The sequence below is a fragment of the Gilliamella sp. Gris1-4 genome (assembly GCF_001690335.1).
In the GTDB taxonomy this organism is placed as follows: Bacteria; Pseudomonadota; Gammaproteobacteria; order Enterobacterales; family Orbaceae; genus Gilliamella; species Gilliamella apicola_P.
Genome location: NZ_LZHA01000037.1, coordinates 76,448 through 89,912 on the forward strand (window position 1 = coordinate 76,448; position 13,465 = coordinate 89,912).

Below are 13,465 nucleotides of genomic sequence, written 5' to 3' on the forward strand. Positions count from 1 at the left end.
GTTGTAAATTTTCAATTTAGTGAGCTGGCATAAATTTATATCTGCTTTCTTTATTTGGTTTAAAAAAATAAGATAAAACTTATATGATATTAGTTAATAATTATCAGGATTTTTACTAAATAAGTAAGTTTATATATTCAAAATTTATAAGCGAGTTTACATGACAAAAGAAGTTTCTTTTATTGATCTTGGTTTATCCGAGGATATTCTTAACGCATTAAATGATCTTGGTTTTAGCAAACCATCACCAATCCAATCTGAATGTATTCCTCTATTATTAGAGGGTAATGATGTATTGGGTATGGCACAGACAGGTAGTGGCAAAACCGCTGCATTTTCAATTCCTTTCTTAATGAATATTGACGCAAACTTAAAAGCACCACAACTTTTAGTATTAGCTCCTACACGGGAATTGGCTATACAAGTTGCTGATGCTTGCTCTGAATATTCAAAATATATGAAAGGGGTAAAAGTACTCGCTTTATATGGTGGACAGCGTTATGACGTTCAATTACGAGCCTTAAAGCAAGGTCCTCAAATTGTAGTTGGTACACCAGGACGTTTGCTTGATCACTTAAATCGTAAAACCTTAGATCTCTCTAATCTTAAGGGATTAGTACTTGATGAAGCAGATGAAATGTTAAGAATGGGCTTTATTGATGATGTTGAAAGCATTATGACAACGATTCCAGATGATCATCAAACAGCTTTATTTTCGGCAACAATGCCAGCACCAATTCGTCGTATTACTAAACGATTTATGCAAAATCCTAAAGAAGTTCAGATCAAAGGTACCAATCAAACTGCACCTGATATTAACCAAAGTTATTGGCTTGTTCGGGGTATGCGTAAAAACGAAGCTATTGTTCGCTTTCTAGAAGCAGAAGATTTTGATGCGGCTATTATTTTTGTTCGAACAAAATCAGCTACTTTAGATGTGGCGGAAGTGCTTGAAAAGCACGGTTATAGTTGTGCTGCATTAAATGGTGATATGACACAACAATTGCGTGAACAAACATTAGATCGTTTACGTAATGGTCGTTTAGATATATTAATTGCAACTGATGTTGCTGCTCGTGGTTTAGATGTTGAGCGTATTAGCTTAGTTATCAATTATGATATCACGTTAGATTCTGAATCTTATGTTCACCGTATTGGACGAACTGGTCGTGCTGGACGTGCTGGTCGTGCTATTTTATTTGTTGATAGCCGTGAACGTCGTTTACTTAAGAATATCGAGCAAACTATCAAAAAAACAATTCCAGAAGTTGGGTTGCCATCAAAAGAGCTACTTGAACAGCGCCGTTTAGCTAAATTTACTGCGCAAGTTCAGAAACAACTTGAGAGTAGTGATTTAGATGAGTACCAAAAGTTATTAGCAAAAATACAAGCGGATAGTGGAGCCGATCTTGAAACGATTGCAACCGCTTTATTAAAATTAGCACAAGGGGAACGCCCTTTAATTTTACCACCAGACCCAGTGTTTAAACCATCGCGTGAAATGCGAGATCGGGATAATCGTGGCGGTGAACGCCGTTTACGTGGTGATAATCGTGAATCCCCAAAACGTCGAGAACGACGCGATGTTGGTGATATGGATATGTATCGTATTGAAGTTGGTAAAGAGAACGGTATTGAAGTTCGTCATATTGTGGGGGCAATTGCTAACGAAGCTGATATTAGCAGTCGTTACATTGGTAATATCAAGCTTCATGACACTTATTCGACAGTTGAATTACCAAAAGGTATGCCAAAAGACATACTAAAACATTTTGAAAAAGTAAGAGTACTTAATCAACCAATGAAAATGAGCTTAATCAGTGGAGCAACGTCTGATACTAAACGAGCTCGTAAAAACAGTAAATCAGATACATCTGATAAACCGTTTGCAAAAAAGCGTGGTCGCCCAACAGCACCTAAATTCTAATGTATTGACCTCTGTCATTTGGCAGAGGTATCTTTAATTCTTTTTATCTCAACTAACAAGATAGTTTAGTAGCCACATAATACTGCATTATATTCAGATAAAAAACAAAACAGAGTTAGCGCTTTGCCCTAAGTTATGATTGAGAGTATACTATTAAAAATATTAACAGTTAATTAGAGGTAAGCATGGCAGATTCTTTAAACAAATGCAAAGCAAACGAAACTCCAGCATGTTGTTGTGTGGATGTTGGTACAATAATTGATAACGAAGACTGTAGCGCTGAGTATGAACACATCTTTGCGACAGAATCAGAAGCTCAAGCTAAGTTAGCATCTTTAACTCAAGCTGCAAATGATGTCGCAACAGAGCCGTGTGAAATTAATAGCAATATTGATAAAATAAGTAATGGCTTTAAACTATCAACAAAATTCACCTTTTGTTGTGGTGCAGAATGCATGATTTTCCAATTAAAATTACGTTAATTGAATATTGATGAAAGTTTGTATTATGAGACATGGTGAAGCAGGGTTTTCTGCTTCATCGGATTCCAGTAGAACATTAACAAATTATGGCATTAATCAGTCAAATCAAGCTGGTAAATGGCTTAAACAGCAAAATTTTCAATTTGAAATTGGTTTGGTTAGCCCTTATTTGCGAGCTCAACAAACACTAACAGAATTATCATCACACGTTAGTGTTGCAAAAGTTGAAACTAATCAGTTTTTAGTGCCTGGTGGTAGCTCATCTCATATTGCTGACGTATTAGCAATATTGTTAAATGATGGGGTTGAAAATGTGATTATTGTATCTCATTTGCCATTGGTGGGATATTTAGTTAATGAACTATGTCCGCAAGTTGCTCCTCCTATGTTTTCTACTGCCGCAATTGCTTGTATTAGTTTATTACCAAACTCTGCAGGGAATCTTGAATGGTTTCATCAAGCGGAGTAAAAAAACTTAATCTTTTTGATTTACCTCTAACTGGTCGAACTTTAATTGAAGCATCGGCTGGAACCGGTAAAACTTATTCTCTTGCCTTTATTTACTTAAGATTATTATTGGGCATTGGTCAAAATAGTTACCCAAGACCTTTAAATGTTAACGAAATTCTGGTTGTGACTTTTACCAAAGCGGCAACTCAAGAACTTCGATCGCGGATAAGGCAAAATATTCAAGAACTGCGAATAGGGCTATTACAAGGACATCATAAAGATCCTATTTATCAACAACTCATTGAATTAATTGATGATAGAAAATTTGCAGTACAGCAACTTACTATTGCTCAACAGTCAATGGATGATGCGGCTATTTATACTATACATAGTTTTTGCCAACGAATACTAACTAGCCATGCATTTGAATCGGGTGTTTTATTTGAGCAAAAGCTAATCTCTGATGAATATGAGTTAAAATTAAGAGTAACCCAAGATTTTTGGCGTCACTATTTTACACCGCTTGATAAACCACTTGCTTATTTAGTGCTTGCTACATGGCAAGATCCAACGGCATTGCTAAAAGACATCACCCCTTATTTAGGGTTAGATTTCAACAATGCTGGCAAGGTAAACCTAGATATAAGTACAACAATAAAGTTGTTTCACCAACAAAGTTATGAAAAAATTGAAAATATTAAAAAATCTTGGTTAGCTTTGTCTGAAAAATTAGTTGAAATCATTATACAATCAGGTGTCAGCAAACAATCATATAGTAGTCGAAATCTACCCAATTGGGTAATTAAAGTATCGGCATGGGCTAACAGCGAAACTCGAACGTTTGAATTACCCAACGAACTTGAAAAATTTAAGCAATCAGTTTTAATCGAAAAGACGAAAGAAGGAAAAAGTGTTCCATGTCATTCGTTTTTTGAACAAATTGACGATCTATATAAACAACCTTTTGATCTACGAAGCCAAATCTTAATGGATATTGTCAGTGTAATTCAAAAAGGGCTCTATAACGAAAAAATCAAAAATGGCGAGATGAGCTTTGACGATCTTATTTGGCAACTAAATCGTGCACTAAAAGCAAAAGCAGGTGATCGATTTGCGCAAAGTATAGCCTCAAAATATTGTGTTGCTTTAATTGATGAGTTCCAGGATACCGATCCTGCTCAGTATCAAATTTTTGATCGTATTTATGACAGGAACAAGTTAGATCGAGGTCTATTATTTATTGGTGATCCAAAACAAGCAATTTACAGCTTTCGAGGTGCAGATATATTCACTTACTTAAAAGCTAAACAATCGACAGGGGAAAATTCTTTTACCATGGATGTAAACCATCGTTCATCTGCTTCGATGGTCAAAGCTGTTAACCAATTATTTTCTAATTGCGATAATCCATTTATATTTAATGATATTCCTTTTTTACCCATGGAAGCGGCAAAACGGAATCAGCAAAAGTCTTTGCAAGTTAACAACCAAGAAGTATCGGCATTAGCTGCTTACTTACTGCCTGATGATATTGCAACCAATTCAGATTATCAAGAACACATGGCTAGTTGTTGTGCTAGCCAAATAGTGACTTTACTGTCTAATTCGTCAATGTTAATTGATAGCGAAAACGAACAACGTCCAGTGACTACAGCTGACATTGCAATCTTAGTGCGTAATGGACGTGAGGCCAAAGTTATCCAACAAAAATTGACTCATTGCGGTGTTAAGAGTGTCTACTTGTCAAACAATAGTAGTGTGTTTTCTTCAAATGAAGCAAAAGATGTATTGAGCCTATTGCAAGCTGTTTTAATGCCAGAAAACGAAACAATGCTCAAGTTAGCATTAATGACATCGCTATTAGGTCAAACCATGACAGACCTTGAACAAATCACTGACGATCAAGATAAATGGGAAAGTTTGATCGAAGAATTCAAACAATATCAAGCAATTTGGCAATATTATGGTGTATTGGTTATGTTACGCCGAATGATGAAAAAACGGCATCTAGCTGAAAACATCTTAGCTCGCCAAGATGGTGAACGAACATTAACTAACTTAATGCATTTAGGTGAATTACTTCAAGAAACATCAAATGAGTTAGATGGTCCACACGCCTTAATTCGGTGGTTGACAAAACAAATTGTTAACCCAGATCCAAATTTAGAAAATCATCAACAACGCCTTGAAAGTGATGAAAACCTTATCAAGATTATTACTATTCATAAATCAAAGGGATTAGAGTTTCCGATTGTTTGGTTACCATTTATTTCAATATATCGTGCATCCGATAGCCAATTTTATCATGATAAAGATAATGACTATCAGCCAACTTATGCATGGTTACTGTCTGATGAGATTAAAGAGCAGATAGAAAAAGAGCGACTTGCTGAAGATTTGCGGCTATTGTATGTTGCAATGACTCGCTCGGTTTATCATTGTAGTATTGGACTTGCTTCATTGAAAAAAAGCCAATCGGCTATTAATCATTTATTAAAAAGTGAATTAAGATCAATTGCTAATATAGCTAGTTTAATTGATATCCAATTACCAATAGAGAGCGAACAGTATATTCCGCCAATTTTGCCAAATCAATCATTATCGGCTAACGTATTTTCGCGTAATATCTCAAACAGTTGGCGGGTCACAAGTTATACTGAATTACAAAAGCATAATCATAATGTATTGGCTTATAAGCCTGATCTTATTAATGACTGGGACGAATCCCCATACGAATCCGATAGAGTACAATCAAACGACACACCATATGATATCCACCATTTTCCTAAAGGAGCATATGTCGGTACATTAATGCACAGCATTATGGAAGATATCACATCAGATAATCTTGTTGAATTATGTAATCAGATGGTAAAAAAGCTCAATTTAGAAACAGAGTGGAATAGCGTAGTAACAAATTGGATGCAACAAATATTGACTACAAAACTGCATGATCCAAATTTAATATTATCGCAAGTGTTAATGGGGCAACATATTAACGAATTGCAATTCTATCTCCCTATACGCAAAACAGTCACTAGTCAGCAATTAGATAGTTTGTGTAAACAATATGATCATTTATCAAGATTATGTCCCGAATTAGATTTTGAGTCGGTACAAGGTATGCTAAGAGGCTTTATCGATTTAGTCTTCAAATTTGAAGGGAAATATTATGTGGTTGATTATAAATCTAATTGGTTAGGTGAATGTGTTGATGCTTATAGCCAAGAAGCACTTGAAAAAGTGATGTGCGATCATCGCTATGACCTACAATATCAACTTTACTGTTTAGCATTGCATCGTTTTTTAAAAGGACGTTTGTCTAATTACCAATACCAAACGCATTTTGGAGGGGTATACTATCTCTTTTTACGAGGAATGCCCGAGCAAGGCATCTTTTATCACCTACCTCAGCAAGAATTTATCGAAGAACTTGATAAGCTGTTTGATGGTGAAATGTTAAATTGAATATAACAATTATTAAGAAATAACCATATCGAAAAATACAATTGAATAAAAATAAGGCACCCGAAACGGTGCCTTATTTTTAGATGGCTTATTTAACATTTAAACATAAGCTGATAGCTATAGTGTTTATCTGTCAGTAAAAATTCATGATGTACATTTGGTGTCCAAGAATCATCTCCACCAATTCCCATATGATAAGCATCAATACTTATATAAGCGCATGACCTAGGTTCCAATAAATGACGATGAGTTTTTTCTATTAATTGCTCTGTCCCATATTGATTAACGTTAAATTTAAACTGATGTCCAGTTATGATCATCTCATTAAGTTGCAATCTTTTAACCTCGCAACGCAATCCATTTTCACATGGATAAATATAAGGTGTATAAAGTTCTGCAAAAGGTAACGACCAATCACCAAAAATAGCTGATGTTTTTCGATCAGGATAATTTTCATGAGGTCCTAAGCCAAGCCATTTTACTTTTTTAGGAATCTGTTTCATTTGATAACATAAACCGACTCTTGCGGGTGCGGGCATATCGTTAGCAATATCAACTTGCACAGATAAAGTGAATTTGCCTTCTTGATCGAACTCGTATTGCCATTTAGTTTGAATTACTTTTTTGTTTTTGAACAAATATCCATGCAGTGCTTCGATCACAATCTTATCTGTTGATTGTGTAAGATGCATACCTAAACATTGGTGGGTTAGATCATAATAACCAGCGGCTTTCCACTGCTCAACCCAAGCGAATGGATTATTATTACTATCAAAATCGCCACTAATACCAATATCATTATCAATAGGCGCACGAACAAACTGATCAGCAAAAGGTGAAGCTAATAATGGTTTATTACCTTTTGTCCATTGGTAAAGCTGCCCTGTTTTTTTATTAAATAGCCAACTTTGGTTTTTGTAATTAATAATGTAATCATCTTTAGTTTCGGTCAATTTTAGTTTATTTTTTGCTTGGCAAAAAGCTAATGAAGGAATATAAGAATTAGCTAATTTCCACTGTTCCCATGCAATAATATGACCTGCTTGTGACCATGGTGTAGCCTTGTTTTGAATAACACGAACTGATAAATGTAGGTCTTCACAATTTAAATCATTTGCTATATCGTCAAGTAAAGTTATTTGTAATGAACTATTGGGTTTAATATTAAGCTTAATTTTTCCTTTTTGATATTTTTTTCCATTAAATAATAATTCCCAATATAAAGTTTCATTATTTGCATGGTGAAATAGATATTCGCTTGTAATATCAATAACCAACGGTTTTTGACTAATTAGCTTAAATTGGAATGGTTGTTGTACCTTTTTGGCTTCAATCAAACTTGGGTGAGAAGTTCTATCAGGAAAGACTAATCCATCCAAGCAAAATTGCCTATCATGATAAGCCTCACCAAAATCACCGCCATAAGCCCAATAATTATCGCCAGAAGGTGTAGAACAGCGTATCCCATGATCAGCCCATTCCCAAATAAACCCACCTTGTAGCCTAGGATATTGTCTGAACGCTTGCCAGTATTTATAAAATGCACCTAGGCTATTACCCATTGCATGGGCATATTCACACAAAATAAGTGGGCGATTTTCATTTGGTAATGAAATCCATTTTTTTATTGCCCATTTGGCAACATTAGGATGTGGTTGATCTTGCTCAACGCGGGCATACATAGGACAAATAATGTCAGTGGCAGTAGTGTTTGCGCCACCGCCTTCATATTGCACAGGACGAGTTGGATCGTTACTTTTAATCCAAGCATAAAGTGCATCATGGTTTGCCCCATGTCCCGATTCATTTCCTAACGACCAAATAATAATAGAAGGGTGATTACGATCGCGCTGAACCATTCGCGTTACACGTTCACTATAAGCAGCAAGCCATCTAGGATCGGCAGACAAACGAGACATAGGAAACATACCATGTGATTCGATATTGGCTTCATCAACTAAATATAGTCCATATAGATCACAAAGATCATACCAACGAGGATCATTAGGATAATGACTACATCTCACAGCATTAAAATTATGTTGTTTAATCAATTTGATATCATGCAACATTGCTTCTTCCGTCAATGCATATCCCAAATCAGGATAGAACTCATGGCGATTTGTGCCTTTAATTAATAGTGGTTTACCATTTAAGCATAGTTGTCCATGTTTAATTTCAATAGCCCTAAATCCAACGTTATAAGCTTCTGATTCAATTAATCCTGTTTTTTTGTGATATAAACTAACAACAATTCGATAAAGGTTTGGGGTTTCAGCACTCCATAACTGTGGTTTAGTAACTGGTATTTGAAAACGTAAACGGTCAGTGTATCCTCCTTTTTCGTCAACAAAAGGTAAGCCGATTGATTGCATATGCTCGACAACTAACTTATTTTGTTGCCATAGTTCAATACCTACATCCAATAAATCTATGTTTCCATCATGCTGAATATCGGCCTGCAGAGATAAAGTTGCATTTTGATAACAATCGTCAAGTAAAGTATCAATATGAATATCACTTAAGTGGGATTTAGGTTTATTCAGTAGGGAAACATTTCGGAAAATACCACTCAATCGCCACATATCTTGATCTTCAAGATAACTGCCATCACACCATTTTAAGACTAATACTGCTATGCGGTTTTTACCGACTTTCAAAAAAGGCGTTAGATCAAATTCTGCTGGAATTCTACTATCTTGCGAATAACCAACCCATCGTCCATTACACCAAAGATGAAATGCAGAGCTAACCCCATCAAATATAATCCGTGTATCGCCTTTAGTCAGCCACTCTTTAGTCACAGAAATATATCGTGAATAACATCCTGTTGGATTTTCATCTGGTACATAAGGTGGGTTATATGGAAAAGGATAACGTATATTGGTATAAACTGGCGCATCATATCTCTTTAACTGCCAGTTAGATGGTACCTCAATTGTAGTTGCATCAAGTTCCTTTTGTAACCATGACTCTGGAACTTGCTTGGGACTTGTAAAATAACTAAAAAACCAATTACCATTTAACGATATTATAGAATCTGAATCACTATTATTTTTAGCTTGTTGTTTATTTCGCCAACTATGAAATTTTGGATGGGTATCGAGTTTATTAATACTTAAAACAGATAAATTATTCCAATCGTGCCGGCTTATAATTTCATTGAAAGAAGGATTCATATGTTCTCCATTTTACTCTGATTATTGTTACTATCACCGATTTATTTACTAATTATTATAGGGAGTCTGTAATTAAATACGGTGATCTTGTTAACATTTATGTAATCGTATACATAAAATATTAAATCTAGTTTTATCGGTTTTAATTGATAAAAATTTGTTAGAAATAATCAGCAAAAAACGTTTAAAAATATACCAGTAATATGGAAATTTTAAGTGAGTAGAATAATGACTATCTTGGTAGATATACTTGCTTTAAAGATTATTATTTCGCATCAGAAGATAAAGCATAATAAATAGTTTCGCGATTGGCTATAAACTGTTTAGACAAATAAGTGACGGATAATTTTTTTATAATATCTCTATATTTTTTGTCTGTGATAAGGCAAATTATGTATATTTATTACAGTAGTTTCTTAAATGACTGTAAACAGTAATTCCTACATATTAATTAAAAAAAGTGACTGAATAACGCTTAGTTAAGGTTGGTATATAGACGTTAATCAAATTTGTTGGAATACTTTCTCCTTTTGCAAGCTTTAGTGCTAATTCAGCAGCTTGTTCAGCCATTGTCTGTAAAGGATAACGAATGGTAGTTAATTTAGGATGTAAATAACGTGATAAAACAAGATCATCAAAACCAATGATCGAAATATCGTTTGGAATTTTAATATCATTATCATAAAGCACAGACATTGCACCGGCGGCCATTGAATCGTTATAACAAGCAATTGCGGTGATATGGCAGTTACGCTCAAGTAATGACATCATTGCTTGTTCGCCACCTATTTCATTTGGTAAACCAATCGCAATCAGATTCTCATTAACATTAATACCATGTTCTAACAATGCGTCTTTATATCCTTGTAAACGATCAGATGAGTCAGAAATATTATGATTTGAACATAAATAACCAATTCTAGTATGCCCATGTTGAATTAAATGTTTGACTGCAAGATAAGATCCGTAACGATCATCAAGAGCAATACAGCGTTTTTCAAATCCTTTTACAATACGATTAATTAAAACCATACCGGGTACTTGTTGCATCAATTTTTCTAGATCGCTATCAGAGAGCATTTTGGCATGTACAACTAACGACGAACAGCGATGCTCAATTAATTGAGTAATAGCATTATATTCTTGTTGCTCATTATGATAGCCATTACCGATCAACAAAAAATGACCTGTTCGTGAGGCAACTTTTTCAACGGTACTAACCATGGCACCAAAAAATGGATCCGATACATCAGCTACAACAATACCAATAGTATTCGAATTTTGTTGTGATAAAGCGCGTGCATTAGCATCTGGATAGTAGTTTAATTTTTCCATAGCTTCTTTCACGGTATCTCTAGTATTATCTCGAACGTTATTTGCGTTATTAATTACGCGAGATACGGTTGCAACTGAAACTTTAGCTAAACGTGCAACATCTTTTATTGTCGCCATAAAAAACCTTTTAATTAATTACTATCCATAAAATATCGATAATATTTAATACTTATCAATATAGAGTTCTGTAGATTAACAATAATATAAGACAAAAAGCACTGAAAGTGAAAGGGTTATCTTTTTTACTGTCTTGAAGTTAATTCACTTGCAATACTATTGATATATGACTGAACTAATTGATCATAATAAGGTAAAATAAAAATTTTGCCAATAATATCATTGGTGAATTGAAAACTAGAATTGTTTCATTAAAAATTGAATATTAAGGGGACAGCGATTAGCAAATCCCCTGATAGTCGCTAAGTAATTAATTTAAAAGTATTAATAACATTATTTAGCAGTTACTTTTATTAATATAGCCGTTGCTGGATCAAGTACAGGTAAAGGTAAACCGACATTCATTAACCAATCACCAGATAACGTTGTTTTGTCCTTCATCCATTGAGGTAATTCTTTCATAACATGACCGTTTATTTTAGGATCGATATTATCAGGCATATCTAGCACTTCAATTTGGTATTGTTTATCGGCCAACAAACCTGTCAATCGTAAATTACCGCTTAATGCGTAGGTTGGTAATGTTAGTTGAGCAATAATAAACACAGCTTCTTTTTGGTCTTGGCTAACAACACCATAACTTTGCATAGCAGGGTTATCATCAACATCCAATCTTACAGAATTACCGCTATGTAACATAGGACGCAGCTGTTTATGTAAATTAATGTAATAAGCAAAACCTTTTTGTTCTTGCTCAGATACTTTTACTGGATCAAGTTCAACTCCCATATGACCAAATAAAGCAGTTAGACCGCGTAAATTCATATGTAGCTCACGGAATGTAGTATGACATAATGCTCCGCCAATATGAGCACCCATCACTTCAGGAGGGAAGAAATAACTCATTCCGCGTTGAATTATTTGTCTATCTAATGCATCGTTAGAATCTGAAGTCCAAAAACGTTGTGTACGCTTTAAAATCTCATAATCAACTCGGCCTCCACCTGATGAACAAGATTCTATTTCAACGGTAGGGAATTTTTCTTGCAAAATATCAAGCAATCGGTAAAGCGCTTTAGTTTGACCAACAATAGCAGGATTACCTTCATGACCAGGTTGAACAATTTCACGATTCATATCCCATTTTATATAATCAACGTCATAACTACTGAGTAACCAAGTTAGTCTTTCAAGTAGATATTCAAAAACAGCTGGATTTTGTAAATCAAGTAAATACTGATGGCGACCTTCTGGTTGTTGATAACCTGGTAGTTCAAGTAACCAATTTGGATGGGCACGATAAAGATCTGAGTTTTTATTAATCATTTCTGGTTCAACCCAAATACCAAACTCCATACCAAGATCTTTAACATGTTTAATAACTGGTTCTAAACCATTAGGATATTTTCGCTCATCTAAATACCAATCACCTAATCCTTGGTAATCGTCATCACGTTTACCAAACCAACCGTCATCAATGATAAAGCGTTCAACACCAATTTGAGCCGCTTTAGTCGCCATTTTCATAATGTAATCAGGATTATGGTCAAAAAAGATACCTTCCCATGTATTAAGATGAACAGGACGAGCTTTATTTTTGGCGAATTTAATAATATTACTACGTAAATATTGGTGGAAATGTTGACTCATTTTATTTAAGCCTTCATCACTATAGGTAGCATATAACCAAGGAGTACTTAAAGATTCACCTTTAGCTAGTGATATTTCTCCTGCATAATACAGAGCTTCTGCTTGAATAAAACGTTTGCCGTTACTTTTAACTGCAACTTGAATGCGATGATTACCACTCCATCCCAAGTGGATTCCCCAAACTTCGCCAGTTTGTTCTTTAAAACCTTCAGTACCAACCATCATACCAGGGAAATATTCGTGTGATGTTCGTCCTCGTCGATTTTCTTGTAAATAACCACAATGTGATATTTTAGTTCGATGAGGGAAAAACTCTTTAATCCAACGACCACTAAAAGCCATTAATTCTTGTGCCCGTTCAGGAATAGGTAACGTAATAGAAAAACGATTAACTTGATATGGTTCATCACCTAAATTAGTTAATGTATTTTGACACTGCAATACGCCATTTTTATCTAAAATAAAAAGACTGGTTAAACGAAGTTTAGCAATGTTATCTTCACTAATAATGGTAATGCTATTGTCAGTTTTATTAACTTCTTTAGTTGTAAAAACGGGAGACCAATCTTTACTATTTCGGTGCCCTTCAAGCCCTGGTGTACTAAAATTACCTAAACCTTCCTCTGGACATAGAGTAAATGGAACGTTGACATCTATACGGGAATTAGGTACAGCAGGGTAAAGCATGTCAATCATTTCAGGTTGAAAGTTTTGTAATCGTTTACCAAAATAACACAATTCGGCATACGGTTCAGTGCGAAAAAGGATATCTATATTATTATTGCTAAGACGATAATTCATAATGGCTCCAAGTTTGTAATATGTCACTTATATAAAATAATAGCTATTTATATAAA

7 protein-coding genes are annotated in these 13,465 nt (G+C 34.6%); 4 read left to right on the forward strand and 3 right to left on the reverse strand.

The window, feature by feature from the left end:
* Positions 1–160 precede the first annotated feature (160 nt).
* The 4 genes from A9G31_RS04580 to recB all read left to right on the forward strand — a co-directional run bounded on the left by A9G31_RS04580 (position 161) and on the right by recB (position 6,327).
* Positions 161–1,927: a DEAD/DEAH family ATP-dependent RNA helicase gene (locus tag A9G31_RS04580; RefSeq protein WP_081299341.1), complete on the forward strand. Its 1,767-nt coding sequence runs from the start codon at positions 161–163 to the stop codon at positions 1,925–1,927.
* A gap of 185 nt (positions 1,928–2,112) precedes the next feature.
* The gene (locus A9G31_RS04585) at positions 2,113–2,409 is read left to right on the forward strand and encodes a YfcZ/YiiS family protein (RefSeq protein WP_065560648.1); all 297 of its coding nucleotides are present in this window, start codon (positions 2,113–2,115) and stop codon (positions 2,407–2,409) included.
* Between the two features lie 25 nt (positions 2,410–2,434).
* The gene (gene sixA / locus A9G31_RS04590) at positions 2,435–2,878 is read left to right on the forward strand and encodes a phosphohistidine phosphatase SixA (protein WP_218056372.1); all 444 of its coding nucleotides are present in this window, start codon (positions 2,435–2,437) and stop codon (positions 2,876–2,878) included.
* Positions 2,857–6,327, forward strand: coding sequence for an exodeoxyribonuclease V subunit beta (gene recB, locus A9G31_RS04595; protein WP_065560650.1), 3,471 nt, complete (start codon positions 2,857–2,859; stop codon positions 6,325–6,327). Before sixA ends, recB begins: the two co-directional genes overlap by 22 nt.
* Before the next feature lie 92 nt (positions 6,328–6,419).
* Here recB and A9G31_RS04600 read toward each other — a convergent pair whose 3' ends face one another.
* The 3 genes from A9G31_RS04600 to A9G31_RS04610 form a co-directional block, all read right to left on the reverse strand.
* The gene (locus tag A9G31_RS04600; protein ID WP_065560651.1) at positions 6,420–9,506 is read right to left on the reverse strand and encodes a beta-galactosidase; all 3,087 of its coding nucleotides are present in this window, start codon (positions 9,504–9,506) and stop codon (positions 6,420–6,422) included.
* A 447-nt stretch (positions 9,507–9,953) separates the two neighbouring features.
* Positions 9,954–10,958: a substrate-binding domain-containing protein gene (locus A9G31_RS04605; protein WP_034909666.1), complete on the reverse strand. Its 1,005-nt coding sequence runs from the start codon at positions 10,956–10,958 to the stop codon at positions 9,954–9,956.
* A gap of 333 nt (positions 10,959–11,291) precedes the next feature.
* Positions 11,292–13,409, reverse strand: a complete 2,118-nt coding sequence (locus A9G31_RS04610; RefSeq protein ID WP_065560652.1) for an alpha-galactosidase — start codon at positions 13,407–13,409, stop codon at positions 11,292–11,294.
* Positions 13,410–13,465 lie beyond the last annotated feature (56 nt).